This window comes from Fusobacterium perfoetens (assembly GCF_021531595.1).
Taxonomy (GTDB): domain Bacteria; phylum Fusobacteriota; class Fusobacteriia; order Fusobacteriales; family Fusobacteriaceae; genus Fusobacterium_B.
The window spans coordinates 1-16455 of record NZ_JADYUD010000002.1 but is presented as its reverse complement, the minus strand read 5'-3'; the positions used below and the strand labels follow the sequence as shown (position 1 = coordinate 16455).

The window sequence follows — 16455 nt, the reverse complement described above, 5'->3', positions numbered from 1 at the left end:
ATCTTTTATAAATATTTTTTTAAATATTTTCCTGTATAACTTTTCTTAACTTTTGCTATCTCTTCAGGAGTTCCACAGGCAACAATAGTTCCCCCTTTGTCTCCTCCTTCAGGGCCTATATCAATTATATAATCAGCTGTTTTTATAACATCAAGATTATGTTCTATTATTACAACTGTATTTCCTTTGTCTACAAGTCTTTGAAGAACTTCCATTAATTTTTTTACATCTTCAAAATGAAGTCCTGTTGTAGGCTCATCAAGAATATATATTGTTTTTCCTCTTGATGATTTTGAAAGTTCTGAAGCAAGTTTTATTCTCTGAGCCTCTCCCCCTGAAAGAGTTGTAGCAGGTTGTCCAAGTTTTATATATCCAAGCCCCACATCTTTTAAAACTTTTATTTTTTTCTCAAGAGAAGGAACAGCAGAGAAAAATTCATATGCTTCATCAATACTCATATTTAAAACATCTGAAATTGTTTTTCCTTTATAATATACTTCCAAAGTCTCTTTATTATATCTTTTCCCTCTGCACACATCACATTCAACATAAACATCTGGAAGGAAATTCATTTCAATCTTAACAATTCCAGCTCCCTGACATGCTTCACATCTTCCACCTTTTACATTAAAGGAGAATCTTCCTTTTGAAAAACCTTTAAGCTTTGCATCTTTTGTCTGAGCAAAAATATCTCTTATCTCATCAAATATTTTTGTATATGTTGCTGGATTTGAACGAGGAGTTCTTCCAATAGGAGTCTGATCTATATCAATAACCTTTTCTATATGCTCAAGCCCACTTATAGATTTATATTCCAAAGGATAAAGTTTTCCCTTATTAAGTTCATTAAAAAGAACTGGAAACAATGTCTGATTTATAAGAGTTGATTTTCCACTTCCACTTACTCCTGTTACAACTGTAAGAACTCCAACTGGAATTTTTACAGTTATATTTTTTAGATTATTCCCTTTTGCTCCTGTAAGCTCTATAAATTTATCACTTGTTCTTCTTACTTCTGGAACATCTATTTTTATTTCTCCTCTTAGATATTTTCCTGTAAGAGAATTTTTATTTTTCTTAATCTGAGCAGGTGTTCCATAAGCTACAAGATTTCCTCCAAACTCTCCTGCTCCAGGCCCAAGATCAAATATATAGTCTGCTTGATTCATAGTATCTTCATCATGTTCAACTACAATAAGAGTGTTTCCTAAATCTCTTAATCTGTTAAGAGTTGAAAGAAGCTTATCATTATCCCTTTGATGAAGTCCTATACTTGGTTCATCAAGAACATATAATACTCCTGTAAGCCCTGATCCTATTTGTGTAGCAAGTCTTATTCTCTGAGATTCTCCCCCTGAAAGAGTTTTTGTTGGACGGAAAAGTGAAAGATAATCAAGTCCAACATTTATCATAAAAGTAAGTCTTTCTCTTATCTCTTTTAAAATTTCCTTAGCAATTTTTTCCTGCTTAGGTGTAAGAGTAAGATTATTAAAAAACTCAAGAGAATCTTTTACACTCATAAGACAGATGTCAATTATATTTTTCCCATTTATTGTTACTGCAAGGACTTCATCTTTCAGTCTTTTTCCATGACATACCTTACATTCTTTTTCTATCATAAATCTATTTTCAATTTCTTCTTTAGCAGACTCTGAAAAAGTTTCATAATATCTTCTTTCCATATTTTTTACAATACCTTTAAATTCTCTCATCCCATGAAAAGAAAAATCTTTTGATTCAAAATCAAATCTATATTTTTTATCTGTTCCATGAAGAATTATATCCATCTGTTCTTTTGGAATATCTTCCACAGGAATTGTATAATCTATATCAAGTTCCCTGCACATAGAAAGAAACATTTCCCATGTCCAGCCTTTTCTTGAAGATGCTCCAGGAACATAAAGCCCCCCGTCTTCAATAGAAAGAGTCTTATCAATTATAAGTTTATTTTCATCAACTTCAAGTTTCTGACCTATCCCTTTACATTCAGGACATGCTCCATAAGGTGCATTAAAAGAAAAAAGTCTTGGAGTAAGTTCAGGTATACTTATATCCTCATGGTTTGGACAAGCATAATTTTCACTATAATTATAATCAGTTCCTTCTATGTTTATAATTATTTTTCCGTTTGAAACTTCCATTCCAGCTTCTATTGACTGAGTAAGTCTTGAAACAAATTCATCATCATTTTTCTTTAAAACAAGTCTATCTATTACAACTTCAATATTATGCTTTTTATTTTTATCAAGCTCTATTTCATCTTCAAGATACAGAATTTCTCCATTTACTCTGGCTCTTACAAATCCTTTTTTTACAAGATTCAAAAAAAGATTTTTATGAGTTCCTTTTTTCTCCCTTACAACAGGAGCAAGAACTGTCATTTTTTCTCTCTCTTCAAATTTTTCTATTATATTTTCTACTATCTCTTCAACACTTTTTTTATCAACAACTGTTCCACAGACAGGACAATGTGCTGTTCCTATATGTGCAAAAAGAAGCCTCATATAGTCATAAATCTCTGTTACAGTTCCTACTGTTGAACGGGGATTTTTATTTGTTGTTTTCTGTTCAATAGAAATTGCAGGAGAAAGTCCTTCAATAGAATCTACCTCTGGTTTTTTCATCTGCCCTATAAATTGTCTTGCATAAGCAGAAAGACTTTCTACATATCTTCTCTGCCCTTCTGAATAGATCGTATCAAAAGCAAGAGAAGATTTTCCACTTCCACTTACTCCTGTTATAACTACAAATTTATTTTTAGGAATTTCTATGTCTATATTTTTAAGATTGTGCTCTCTAGCACCTTTTATTACTATTTTATCAAGCATTTCATATCACCTCTTGCTTTTCTGACAAAACTTTATTTTCCACTAAAATTGTATCATATTACAATTTTTTTATCTATAAAAATAGATACCTTTTATTACAGATTATTGATTTTTATTTTTTGAAGGGTTATAATGAAAATGTAAGCAAAAATTTAAGACAGGAGATAATTAATGAGAATCTTAGGTATTGATCCAGGAACAGCCATCGTTGGTTTTTCTATAATAGAATATGAAAATAAAAAAATGAATCTTCTTGACTATGGTTGTGTTTATACATCAAAAGATCTTCCTATGGAAGAGAGGCTTCTTCAAATTTTTAATGGTATTGAAGATATTATAAAAAAGTATTCTCCTGAGCATATGGCTATTGAAGAACTTTTTTATTTTAAAAATAATAAAACAGTTATATCTGTAGGAGAAGCAAGGGGAGTTATCCTTCTTGCAGGAAAGAAAAATGGGCTTTCTATCCAAGGTTATACCCCTCTTCAAGTAAAAATAGGTATAACAGGATATGGAAAAGCAGATAAAAAACAAGTTCAGCTTATGGTAAAAACTCTTCTTAAAATGGAAGAAATTCCAAAACCTGACGATGCTGCTGATGCTATTGCAATAGCTATAACACACATAAATTCTCTTACAAATCTTCAATATAATATGGGAAACTCTTTAGGAATATCAACAAAGAATCTTACAAAAACAAAACTTACTGCTGCTGAGTTCAGAGAACTTTTAATGAAAAAATAAACTCATTCTAACTCTATAAATATTTTTTTATTTTTATTATTTTTTTAAACTAAAACCCTTGAATAACAGTCATATAGGTATAAAGTACAAAAAATTTAAAAAACATAAAAAGTTTTTCGTAATTTTTAAAAATTTTTTATTTTTTTAATTTCAACTTAATTCTTTATTTTTAAAAGAGAAAAAAAGATATAATATTAATTTTCAAAAAAAATAACAAAAAAATTTATTCTAATACTAGCAATATTATGGGAAAATATGGTATAAGTAATAGTATAGTTTTGATGGTTGGTAAATCTTCTATATGGGTTAGGGATAAAAAAGTTATATTTTTACAAACAACAAATTTTAGGTTTTACAGAAATAAGGTAAGGGAAAAATATCTACTTAAATAGCAACGCTGTAAAGTGTTAGTTATATATCACAAAAAAGGAGAATGAGGATTTTATGAAAAAAAGAGAATTCGCAGAATTATTTATGGTTAAAGCTAACCTAAGAAGTAAAGAAGAAGCTAAAAGACAAGTTGAGCTTTTCATTGAAACTATGAAAGAAGCTCTTACACAGGAAGAAGTTTTAATCTTCAGAGGACTTGGAACTTTTGAAAGAAGAGAAACTAAGAGAAAAGAAGGAAGAAACCCTAGAACTGGAGAAGCTATAAAAATTACTCCTAAAAAATACATCAAATTCAAAGTTGGTAAAGACTTAGAAGACAGAATCAACAAACCTGTAAAAAGAGGAAGAAAATAATAAATCACTTAAGGTGAATTTTTATTTTTGTGAAAAAACATTCAAGGGATGAATGGGAAAAAATTTGACATTTTTCTATTCATCTCTTTTTTATTTACAATAAAAAAGGGACTTTCAAAGTCCCTTTATCTTTTTTATATTCTTATTTTCTTTCTTTATTCATCCAGTTTAATTCATAATCTTTTAAAGCATAAACTGCCTGACTTGACAGAGGAATTATTGCCATCATATTAAATACTGTCATAAGACCTACACCAAGATCTCCAAGCTCCCATACAAATGTATATTGAGCAAGTCCTCCTGCAAAAAGCATGCATAGAGCAAATATCTGATAAATTTTCTGAGCTTTCATTGTATCTCCAAATACATAAGATACATTAGATCTTGCATAGAACATAATTCCTAAGAAAGTAGAGAAACTGAAAAGGAATAATATTACTGCTATAAATATAACTCCTGCACTTCCTATGTGATAGTTCATTGCAGCTTGTAATAAATCCATTCCCTGAAGTCCACTTATAACATCTTTAGGAGCAAGAAGCATTATAAATGCTGAACAACTACATATTACAAGAGTATCAATAAATACTCCTAAAGCTTGAATCAATCCTTGTTTTGCAGGGTGATCAACATCTGCTGCAGCTGCTGCACATGGAGCTGATCCTGAACCAGCTTCGTTAGAGAAAAGTCCTCTTTTAACTCCATTCATTAAAACTGCCCCAAATCCTCCTGCAACTGCTTGTCTGAATCCAAGAGCCTGTCCAAATATTTCAGCAAACATTTCAGGTATATATCCTATATTTTTTACAAGTATAAATAAAGTTATACCTATATATAAAATTCCCATAACAGGAACTATTTTATCAAGAGCTTTAACTGTTCCTCCTTTTTTGAAAAGAATTACAGCTGATAAAATTACAAGTGCCACTGTTGTATAAAGTGCTGGTATACCAAAAGCATTTGAAAAAGACTGTGTAACTGAGTTAGCAACAACCTGACTTATTCCTCCCCAGCAAAGAAGTCCTGATAATGCAAATAAAATACCTAATAATCTAAATTTTGCCCCTCTTACATATTTCTTTTTATTATCTACAGAGACATATTTTACATCTCCATACATTCCAGGATAGAAATCTTTATCATCAGCAACTGTGATTAATCTCATTCTTTCCATGAAATATGCAGGTCCTCCTCTATATCCTCCATATAAAGGATCATGTTCTTTATATAACTGAGCAAGAGTAGCTTCTATAAATGCTGAAGCTGAACCTACAAGAGCTACAATCCACATCCAAAATATTGCTCCTGCACCTCCAAAAGATATTGCTGCAACAACTCCTGCAAGGTTACCCATTCCAACTCTTGATGCTGTTGCTATTAAAAGAGCCTGTAAACCTGATATTGAATCTCTGTCTTCTGACTTTTTAGGTTCTAAAGCTATTCTTATCATCTCTGGAAATAATCTAAAAGGCATAAACCTAGTTCTTATTGTAAAATATAATCCAGCTGGAATAAGAAGAACAACAAGAATACTAAGTCCTATCTGCACTTCTCCAATATTTAAAATAATTAAATCTCCCCATAGCAATCCATTTATTGCACCTACTAACACTTTCAGCGTGTTTAACAAACTATTAACCATCGCCCATACTCCTCCCATTATTAATTCTGCATACTATATGATACAGCTTGTTTTAATACTTTAATAAAAAATATCATCTTTTTATGTTCGTTATACATCTGTTTAGTACTGCTTTTATACGATATTTTTTCTCTATATCTTATGAGTATATCTTATTTATTTTTTCTTGTCAATTTAATTCTAAATCTTTATTATTTAAAATAAATATACTATATATTTAACTTTTTCATAGTTTATTTTTTGTTTCTTGAAAAGAAATGAGGTGAATCTCCTCTTTTTCCATATATTACATTTTCTCCTATCTCTTTAAGACTTTTTTCAAGAGAAGTTTTACCCTTTTCTGCATCATCATTTATTCCAGGTTTTCCATTATAAAGCTGATACTTTACTCTTTCAGAAGTTTTAGTAGCACTTGGCATTATAATATTTGCTCCTGCAAGAACTCCTTTTTCCCTTCCCATAGGATCAAGCCCCTGAAGAGCTGTTGTTGCAGCAATATTTATATCCTTCATATAAATTCTGCATATGGCTATCATTTTCAGACCAAGTTCAACTCTTTTTTCTTCTGAAAGAATCTTACCTTTAAATTCCTGTCCCATTGGTGTATCATTGTGAAGAATATAAGGCCCCATTCCTATCATATCTATATCATTTTCTTTAAAAAATATCACATCATTTACAAGATCTTCTTCTGTTTGTCCAGGAAGTCCTATCATTACCCCTGTTCCTACTTGATATCCTGCTTTTCTTAAATCTTTAAGACCTTGAAGACGCTTTTCAAAACTATGAAGCTCATCTTTTGGGTGAATTGTCTCAAAAAGATTTTTATTTGTAGTTTCTATTCTTAAAAGATATCTTGAAGCCCCAGCTTCTCTCCACTTTTTATAAGTTTCATAAGTTTGTTCCCCAACCGAAAGAGTTATTCCCAATCCATTATCTGTCATTTTCTGAATATCTTTTAAAATTTCTTCTACAAAATCTATGAATTCCTTATCTGTTCTTTCTCCAGACTGAAGAGCCATAGAACCATATCCATTTTCATATATCCATTCTGCACTTTTTAAAATATCTTCCTTTGTCATAAAAAATCTTTCAACATTTTTATTCTCTCTTCTTATTCCACAATATTTACAATTTTTTATACATATATTACTAAATTCCACAAGTCCTCTGTAATATACATTATTTCCTATATATTTAAGTTTTGTTTCATAAGCCTTATCAAAAAGAAGCTGCAACTCCTCTTTATTATCTATCTTCATAAGAGTTAAAAGATCTTCTTTTGTAAGCTCCTCTTTATTTAAAATATCTTTTACATTCATATAGTTATCCTCCGTAAAATATTTACATTCCATTATACCATACAAAAATAATTTCCATAGTAATTTAATAAATAATTCTTTACTTTTTTATAATCTCGTGCTAAGATAAAAATATAGGGTATAGGGGTATACCCTATTATACTTAACAAATACAAAGGAGAAAATTTTTATGAAAAAAGTATATTCTGTTGAGGGACTAAAATGTGGACATTGTGCCTCAAAAATACAAGATCAGATAGAAAAGCTTCATGATGTTGAAAGCTGTATTCTTAACTTCTATACAAAAAAAATAACTGTGGAAATTAAAGATTCTGTTGATGAAAAAGAATTTTTAAATACCATTAATAAAATAGCTGATAAAACTGAAAAAGGTTCTAAAATTTTTGAAATGTCTGGTTCAGAAAAAAATAATGTTTCTGAAGAACACAAAGGCTGTGAATGTGGACATCATCACCATGAACATAATCATGGGCATGAACATGCTCATAATCATGGAGAATGTGGCTGCAGAGGTCATCATCATCACGAAGAAGAAAGTTGTGACTGTGGACATTCACATGATGATGAAGAAGGTTGTGGTTGTGGACACTCCCACGAAGAAGAGGGAAAAGTACATAACCATGAACATGGACATTCACATCATCACGGACATTCACACACTCACGACTTAAAATTAAGCAAAGAATCTTCAAATGAAGAACATCAAAAAATAAATTATGAAAAAATTTCTCTTTTTGGAGGAATCGCCCTGTTTATTATTTCAATCTTCATTCCAAATGTTGAAATAAAAACAGCCTTCCTTCTTATTGCATACATCGTTGCTGGAGGAGATATTTTATACAGATCTCTTCTTAATATTAAAAATGGAAACTTTCTTGATGAAAACTTCCTTATGTCCATTGCAACTATAGGAGCTCTTTTCTTAAGAGAATACAGAGAGGCTGTAGGAGTTATGATTTTCTATAAAGTTGGAGAATATTTTCAAGAAAGAGCAGTTAACAATTCAAGAAAATCTATACAAAGTCTTTTAGAAGTAAAAGCAAATTATGCAAACTTAAAACTTCATGACGGAACTATAAAACAAGTTGATCCTGAAACTCTTTCTGTTAATGATATAATTATTATAAAGCCAGGAGAAAAAGTTGCTGTTGATGGTGTAGTTGAAAAAGGAACTTCTTCTCTTAATACAGCTGCTCTTACTGGAGAATCTCTTCCTGTTTTCGTAGAAAAAGGAACAGAAATTTTAAGTGGAAGCCTTAATATAGATGGTATGATTGAAGTAAGAGTTACAAAAGAATATAAAGATTCTGCTATAAGTAAAATTATTGAAATGGTTGAAAATGCAAGTGATAAAAAAGCTGATGCAGAGAAATTTATCACTAAATTTGCAAGATACTATACTCCTGTTGTTGTTCTTGCTGCTGTTATAGTAGGACTTGGTATTCCTGTTATTTTTGGAGACTTTAAACTTTGGTTTGGAAGAGCTTTAATTTTCCTTGTTATTTCATGCCCTTGTGCTCTTGTTCTTTCAGTACCTCTTACATTTTTCAGCAGTATAGGACTTTCTTCAAAAAGAGGTATTCTTATTAAAGGAGGAAACTACCTTGAAAAATTAAAAGAAGTAAATGCAGTTGTTTTTGATAAAACAGGAACTCTTACAAAAGGAAAGTTTCAAATAGAAAATATAGAAACTGCTGAAGGATTTTCTAAGGAAGAACTTATTGAAATAAGTAAAGCAGGAGAATTTTATTCAAATCACCCTATTGGAAAAGCCGCTCTTAATTATAAAGATATAAAAATATCTGAACAAGATATTAAAGATTATAAAGAAATTTCTGGAAAAGGTGTTTCTGCTGTATATAAAGGAAAAAATATTCTTGTTGGAAATAAAAAGCTTATGAAAGATTTTAATATTCAGATAGATTTTTCTAAGGAAGAAAGCAGCACTGCAGTATACGCTGCACAAGATGGAAAATATGCAGGAGCTCTTTATCTTGCTGATGAAATTAAATCAGATTCTTCAAAAACAATAGAAGAACTAAAAAAAATGAACATAGTTTCATATATGCTTACTGGTGATAATAAAAAAACTGGTGAACTTGTTGGAGAAAAACTTGGATTTAAAAAAGAAAATGTTTTCACTCAGCTTCTTCCTCAAGATAAAGTTAAAATCCTTAATGACATTAAAAAGAAAAGTAAAGCTGTTATATTTGTAGGAGACGGAATTAACGATGCTCCTGTACTTTCTCTTGCTGATATTGGAATTGCAATGGGAGGAGCAGGAAGTGATATTGCTGTTGAATCTGCTGACATTGTCTTTATAAATGATGAGCCTTACAAAGTTGTTGAAACTTTAAAAATAGCAGCTGAAAATAAAAAAGTTGTTATGCAAAATATTTATTTCTCTCTTGGAGTTAAAATTCTTGTTATGATTCTTGGAGTTATGGGAATTGCAAATATGTGGCTTGCAATCTTTGCTGATGTAGGTGTGTCTGCAATAGCTGTTTTAAATGCTTCAAAAATTTTAAGAATTAAAAAACTTTAAATAAGTAAGAAAAAAGCTGATGCATTTACTGCATCAGCTTTTTATATTAATCATTATAATAAAGATTTTCAGTAGGGAATATAGAATCACAAGTCATTTCCATTCCAAGTTTTCTCACTAGCTGGTCATCTGTTTTTCCTAAAATAGATGTTGAGTGAGCCTGAGTCCCTCTTAATTTTGAAAGACAGTCTATTGCTTTTTTTGCTCTTTCATCTGTAACAGCACATATGCTTAAAGCTATAAGCACTTCTTCACAGTTAAGAGTTACATTTTTGCTTCCAAAGTTCTTTGATTTAAGGTTCATTATAGGTTCAGCAATTTCTGGAGCTATAAGATGAACTTCATCAGCTATTCCTGCATGATGTTTAATTGCATTAAGTATTGCTGAAGCAGCAGCACACATAGTTTCAGAACCTTTTCCTGTAATCATAGTTCCGTCTTCAAGTTCTATAGCTACAGCTGAATAAAATTCATTAGGATCTTCAGCCTTTAATTTTTCAAGACGCTCTCTTGCAGCAACAAGAACTTTTCTGTCTGTTTCTTTAAGCTGAAGTTCTTCCATTATAAGTCTTGCTCTTTGATAAGTATCTTTATCAACATATCCTTTTTTATAATCACTTGCAGAGTTTAATGCTCTTCTTATTATCTCTTGTCTTGATGCTTCTCTTACAACTTCATCATCAACAATTCCAAAACCTACTCTGTTTACTCCCATATCTGTTGGAGATTTATAAATAGATTCTTTTCCTGTAATTTTTTCAATTATTCTTTTTAATACAGGGAATGCTTCAATATCTCTGTTGTAGTTTACTGCTGTTTCTCCGTATGCTTCAAGATGGAAAGGATCTATCATGTTCACATCTTTTAAGTCTACAGTCGCAGCTTCATAAGCAATATTTAAAGGGTGTTTTAAAGGTACATTCCATACAGGGAAAGTTTCAAATTTTGAATATCCCGCAACTTTTCCTCTCTTGTCTTCATGGTATAATTGGCTAAGACAAGTAGCAAGTTTTCCACTTCCAGGCCCTGGAGCAGTGACAACAACGATAGGTTTTTTTGTTTCTATATATGGATTTCTTCCGTATCCTTCTTCGCTTACTATTGTTTCAACATCTGTAGGGTAACCTTTAGTAGCTCTGTGCTTGTATACTTTGATTCCTCTTCTTTCAAGTTTATTTATAAAAACAGTAGTAGCTGGCTGATCATCAAATCTTGTTATTACAACGCTGTTTACTTCAAGTTCATAACTTCTTAGATCATCAATAAGTCTGAATACATCCATGTCATAAGTTATACCAAAATCTCCTCTGATTTTGTTTCTTTCAATGTCTCCTGCATAAACACAGATAACAACTTCTACATTTTCTTTTAATTTTTGAAGAAGTTTAATTTTCGCATTTTCATCAAAACCAGGCAATACTCTTTTTGCATGAAGGTCATATAATAATTTTCCTCCAAATTCAAGGTAAAGTTTATCAAAGTTATTTACTCTTTCCAGAATATATTTTGATTGTTCTTCAAGATATTTGCTGTGGTCAAATCCTATCTTCATCATCTCTTCTCCTTATATTAAAAACTGCGGTCAACATAAAAATTAATCCATTACATCTGAATATTCTATCACATATAATATATTTTTCCTAGAAATTTATATTTTTTTCCATATACATATTTTTTTATCCCATTTTTAAATTCATTGTCAAAAATAAAGCAGATTAATCTATACTTGACCTGAAAATAAAAAAGAATTAAAATACCTTATAAAAATCTTTAGAAAAATATGGAGGGCAGATTTTATGACAGAATATGAATACAACTATCCTTTATACAGACCACCTTCTGAAGCCTATAGCCTTATAATCCAAGCCACTCTTGGCTGCTCTCAAAATAAGTGCACTTTCTGCAGTATGTATAAAGGTAAAAAGTTTACAATAAAACCTCTTGAACAAATAAAAGAAGAAATTGATTTTTTCAGAAAACATATAAGAAAAGTTCAAAGAATCTTCATTGCTGACGGAGATGCCCTTATAATTCCTATGAAAATATTAAAAGAAATCTTCCTTTATATTAATGAAAGATTTCCTGAAGCTGAAAGAATTTCAATATATGGCTCTCCAAAATCTATTCTTCTTAAAAGCGATGAAGAATTAAAAGAACTTCATAATTTAGGACTTAAATTAGTTTATCTTGGAGTGGAAAGTGGAAGTGATAAAGTGCTTTCATATGTAAAAAAGGGAGCTGACAGAAGAGAGATTATTGAAGCTGGAAAGAAGATTAAAAAGGCTGGAATATCTTTATCTGTTACTGCTATTGCCGGACTTGGCGGGAAGGAAAATTCTAATGAACATGCCCTTCTTACAGCTGACTTTGTTTCACATATAAATCCTGATTATTTTGGTATTCTGAGCCTTATGATTGAAGAGGGCACAGAACTTTATAATGAATATCATCAAGGAAAATTTAAACCTCTTTCAAATGTTGAAATCTTAGAGGAAATAAAGCTTATAATAGAAAATACAAATGTCATAGAAAAATGTATTTTCAGAAGCAATCATGCTTCAAATTATGTTCCTTTAAGAGGTGTTCTTCCTGATGACAAAGAAAATATCATTGAGGCTATTAACTATGCTGTTAAAAATAACAGAATGAAAAAAGATTCACTAAGAGCTTTATAAAATTTTTTCTTTTTTCACTTGAGCCCTTTATATATTTATTTATGATTTTATTAGTATGATTATTATTAGAATGATCTTTGGTATGAAAATTTTTCATAGGGGGGCATGAAGTTTTTTCATCGTCACCTTGAAAATTTTTCATGGGGTAAAAATTATAAACCCTTAATTATCTTAACTTCTTTCAGAAAAGATATAATACTGTTTATTTTAACAGAACATATACCTTCACAGAAAAAACATGGTACTTTTCCATTTTCAATTCCGTTTAAAATAATATCAACATCAATATTTAAAAAATCAGCTAAAATACATGGTTCTGAAAGAGGGCCAAGAGTTTTTAAAATTTTAGAGATATATCTGTATTCAAATATATCCTTCGTATGTTTGGGAATGAGTGATGAGGGATCTTTTAAGTATAATGAGCACCTGTTAAAATAATTATCAATATCTTTTTCAAGCTGCTCAGCAGATTTTCCACTTTTATAAAAGCTTTTGTAGTTTGTCTGCTTAATATAATTTAGTTTTTCAAGATAACCTTTGCCATCTAGTTTTAAGAGTTCGCAGTCGTCTTCTTCAATTTCTTCTTCGTCATTCTTTGGCTGTTTTTTTGGATTTTTCATATTTTGTATCTCCTTATCAAAAAAAATTAAGAAAGAGAAATTTCTCTCGTAAGAAGCATATGCGAATGAATTATATAAAATAATTTTTTAAAAGTCAAAGGAAAAAAGTTTTAAAAGTCAACCAAAAGTGAAAAAAAGCAGCTAAAATGCCAGTTAATTTTAAAAAAATATTCTTGTAAATAACGAAAAAATTGTTAAAAGCAAAGATATGTAAAATGAGCAAAAAAAGTGCATAAAATTTTAAAAAATTTTTAAAAAAACTTTTTTAAGAAAAGAGTATTGACAATTAAAAATATCAGGACTATACTTAAGAAAAGGTATGGGGATAAGTGTATAATAAATTTTAACTATTTAAACAGCTTAAAAAAGATAAAATAAGCTGTTTTTTTTATTACTTTTTTTTAATTATTAATAAAATATTATCACGAATTATGTGATTTTTCCTCGTTTAATAAATTAAAAGTAATTATACAGAGTTTAGAGGAGGAAAACTTTGTATTTACTTAATATTATTTTTTAAAAATGGTATTTATTTTACAGGAGGAAATTTAATATGGGAAAAAGTTATATTGAGAGTTCGCTTAAAAGATTTCTTAAAAGAAAAGTAAAAATTACATTAGGGTTAGTAGTTACTTTTATGATTACAGGGGCAGTTGCTTTTGCTGAAGAAACAGCAGAAAAACCTGTAGAAGAGATGAATAATTTTGAAAAAGCTGAACATTATTTACAATTGCTTGGAAAAAGCAAAATAAAACAAGGAGAATATAAAGACAATACAGGAAAATATACAGTAACAGTTACTGAAAATGGAAATATTTCTTTTAAAGGATTTGATATAACAGGAGACGGAAAAGAAGACACTATACCTGAAATTGAAAATAAAATGATTTCAAAAGTTACAAAAGAGCTTTTAGAAAATGGAGCTTTATCAGGAGAATTAGTTGTTACAGATAAATCATCTAAAACTAATACAAAAATATTAACAGGTAAAAATGGACAAAGTTCATCAGGAGTAAAAGGAACTTTTATTAATGAAGGGATTATCATAACAGATAATTTTGGGCAATATTATTGGGGAGGTAAATTATATAATTATGGAATTATCATTTCTGGTGCTCATGGAGATAATGGTGCCCAAAAAATTTCATCAGAAAAAAATAATCTTATAGAAAATACAGGAATAATAATAGCTACAAATAAAAATGGAATAGCTCAATATATTAACGCTGGAGCAAAAGAAAGTAATATTTATAATTATGGCTATATTCAAAGTAAAGGTTCTGGTCAAGTATTAGCAAATGGGGATAAAAATACAGCATTTAACTATGGAATAATTAATTCTACAAATGGAAATGCCCAAGAAATAAATTTTGAAAGAGGAGAAGTTACAAACTCTGAAATAATAAACTATGGACTTATTGAAGCAAATAAATTTGCTCAGTCAGTTACAGGAGCAACAAATACTGCATATAACTATGGAATTATAAAAGGGGAAAATAGTTCCTTAATAGAAGTTAAAGAGGGAGCAAAAGCATATAATGAAGGAATTATCTTTAATACAAATGGAACAGGAATTTTCTCAAATGATGTAAATAATAAAGCAAATGTTATAAATAATGGTATGCTTGTTATTAATGGAGACTCTAACACAGACAACTTTACTAATAATGGAGTAGTTTTAAATAGTTCTTTTGATGTTATTGATAAACAAGGAATAAATAAAGATGTTATTGAATTTGCAGATGGACAAACAATAACAAACAGCACAGTAGAAAATACAGCAACAGGAAAAAAAAGTGGATATATTAAAAATGGAAGTGTTACAATAGCAGAAAGTTTAGAAAATAAAAATCTAAATGCTGTTATTACAAAAGATAGTGGATTTACAAAAGATAAAGCTGTATTTACTTACGAAAATAAAGATAATCAAGATTTTTCTCTTATTAATACAACTGTTACAGGATATTTCCAAAGTGCAGGAACTCTTTTAGATGTTAAAGCAGGAGAAATATTTACAATAGCAGGAGACACTAAAATAACAGCTATAAAAGATAGTGGGCTTACAGGAAAAGATGTAACAGCTGTAAAACTTTCAAATGGAGCTATTTTAAATACAGTAGGAAAAGCTGAGATTATTGGAAAAATTGAGGGAGCTGAAGCAGGAATAGGAATGACTGCAAGTAATGGTGGAAAAAATGACAGTGGAGACAGAATCACTAAAACAGAAGATAATAGAGATGTTAAAACTATTATAATTTCCAATGCAAATCAAAATCTTATTGATAATAAAATAATTGCCAAAGAAGACAACTATACAGATGTTAAATTTACAAATACAAATGCTGATGATTTTATAATTAATTTTGGAATGACAGCTGAAAATGAAATAAATAAAATAGTTCTTGGAGAAAATGTTACTATTAAAAATGGTATTGATGGCTCAAAAACAACAGAAAAAAATGATTTACAGCTTGAAATATCAAATATCAGCAACATAGGTGGAGATATAAAACTTGGTGCTTCTGATGACAGTATTATAATAAATAAATATGAAAAATATGATAAAGTCATTGATATGGGAGAAGGAACAGATAGTTTCACTGTAAATGGATTTGCTCAAAGTACAACAAAAGCAGATGAAGATAAAGAACTTGGAACATTTAATTACAAGCTTATTGGAACTGAAAAACTTACTCTTAAAGGAAATGGAGTAAATGGAAACGGTTGGTATATAGGAGAAAATGCATCTCTTTCTGATGTGGATAGTGATGCTCAACTTTCAATAGAAAATACAAGACTTTATGTTGAATTAAACAATGATTTTGGAAAAGGAAATATTACAACTTCTCTTGATAAACTTGCAGGAGAAAATGGAGCTAATAAATTAACTATTTCTACTTCAAAAGATGATAAAACAGGAAAAGATACAGGACTTGTTAAATTTATTGTAGGAGATAAATTTAATGTTTCTCAAAAACAATTTAATGTTGCAGAAAATTATAGTTTTAAAGATGATGCTAATATTACAGCAGCTGTAATATTTAAAGGAACTGGAGAAAATGGAGCAGTTGAAGAAAAAGATGGTAAAGTAACTCTTACTGTAAAAGATGTAAGTGATTACAATGGAAAACTTGACAGGTATAATGCTCTTTATGATGCAATGCTTGCTGGATTATCAGGAAATGAAGAGTTAAAAAATGCAGTAAACTATTCTGATGAAAAAACTTTTGTAGGAATGATTGAAAAAACAAATAATACTGCTGAAGCATTCTATACAACAGGTTATGCTGTAACAAAAGATGTAACTGATACTTATATGTCTGTTGTTGATGATT

10 protein-coding genes are annotated in these 16455 nt (G+C 29.7%); 5 read left to right on the top strand and 5 right to left on the bottom strand.

Going from position 1 to position 16455, the window contains the following annotated elements; all coding sequences use genetic code 11:
• Positions 1 to 5: 5 nt before the first annotated feature.
• Entirely contained in the window at positions 6 to 2828 is a 2823-nt protein-coding gene (uvrA, locus tag I6E17_RS01185; RefSeq protein WP_235235027.1) for an excinuclease ABC subunit UvrA, read from the bottom strand.
• A gap of 171 nt (positions 2829 to 2999) precedes the next feature.
• On the opposite strand from uvrA, the gene ruvC reads away from it, so the two are divergent.
• Positions 3000 to 3572 (top strand): crossover junction endodeoxyribonuclease RuvC, encoded by a 573-nt coding sequence (gene ruvC / locus I6E17_RS01180; protein WP_235235026.1) that lies wholly within the window; start codon positions 3000 to 3002, stop codon positions 3570 to 3572.
• A gap of 444 nt (positions 3573 to 4016) precedes the next feature.
• Complete coding sequence (locus tag I6E17_RS01175; RefSeq protein WP_176829118.1) at positions 4017 to 4316, top strand: HU family DNA-binding protein; 300 nt, start codon at positions 4017 to 4019, stop codon at positions 4314 to 4316.
• A gap of 142 nt (positions 4317 to 4458) precedes the next feature.
• On the opposite strand, the gene I6E17_RS01170 is transcribed toward I6E17_RS01175, so the two are convergent.
• Both I6E17_RS01170 and hydE read right to left on the bottom strand, forming a co-directional pair.
• Positions 4459 to 5958: an alanine/glycine:cation symporter family protein gene (locus I6E17_RS01170; RefSeq protein ID WP_176829117.1), complete on the bottom strand. Its 1500-nt coding sequence runs from the start codon at positions 5956 to 5958 to the stop codon at positions 4459 to 4461.
• Positions 5959 to 6191: 233 nt separating this feature from the next.
• On the bottom strand, positions 6192 to 7280 hold the full coding sequence (gene hydE, locus I6E17_RS01165; RefSeq protein WP_176829116.1) for a [FeFe] hydrogenase H-cluster radical SAM maturase HydE: 1089 nt from the start codon (positions 7278 to 7280) through the stop codon (positions 6192 to 6194).
• A 169-nt stretch (positions 7281 to 7449) separates the two neighbouring features.
• Here hydE and I6E17_RS01160 point away from each other — a divergent pair, with 169 nt between their 5' ends.
• On the top strand, positions 7450 to 9825 hold the full coding sequence (locus I6E17_RS01160) for a heavy metal translocating P-type ATPase (RefSeq protein ID WP_235235025.1): 2376 nt from the start codon (positions 7450 to 7452) through the stop codon (positions 9823 to 9825).
• A 46-nt stretch (positions 9826 to 9871) separates the two neighbouring features.
• On the opposite strand, the gene I6E17_RS01155 is transcribed toward I6E17_RS01160, so the two are convergent.
• Positions 9872 to 11377 (bottom strand): DUF1846 domain-containing protein, encoded by a 1506-nt coding sequence (locus I6E17_RS01155; RefSeq protein ID WP_235235170.1) that lies wholly within the window; start codon positions 11375 to 11377, stop codon positions 9872 to 9874.
• Positions 11378 to 11621: 244 nt separating this feature from the next.
• On the opposite strand from I6E17_RS01155, the gene I6E17_RS01150 reads away from it, so the two are divergent.
• The gene (locus I6E17_RS01150) at positions 11622 to 12500 is read left to right on the top strand and encodes a radical SAM protein (RefSeq protein ID WP_235235024.1); all 879 of its coding nucleotides are present in this window, start codon (positions 11622 to 11624) and stop codon (positions 12498 to 12500) included.
• A 152-nt stretch (positions 12501 to 12652) separates the two neighbouring features.
• Here the strand turns inward: I6E17_RS01150 and I6E17_RS01145 are convergent, their stop codons facing one another.
• Positions 12653 to 13120: a hypothetical protein gene (locus I6E17_RS01145; RefSeq protein ID WP_235235023.1), complete on the bottom strand. Its 468-nt coding sequence runs from the start codon at positions 13118 to 13120 to the stop codon at positions 12653 to 12655.
• A 553-nt stretch (positions 13121 to 13673) separates the two neighbouring features.
• Here I6E17_RS01145 and I6E17_RS01140 point away from each other — a divergent pair.
• A partial coding sequence (locus I6E17_RS01140) for a hypothetical protein (RefSeq protein ID WP_235235022.1) occupies positions 13674 to 16455 on the top strand: 2782 nt, incomplete at its 3' end.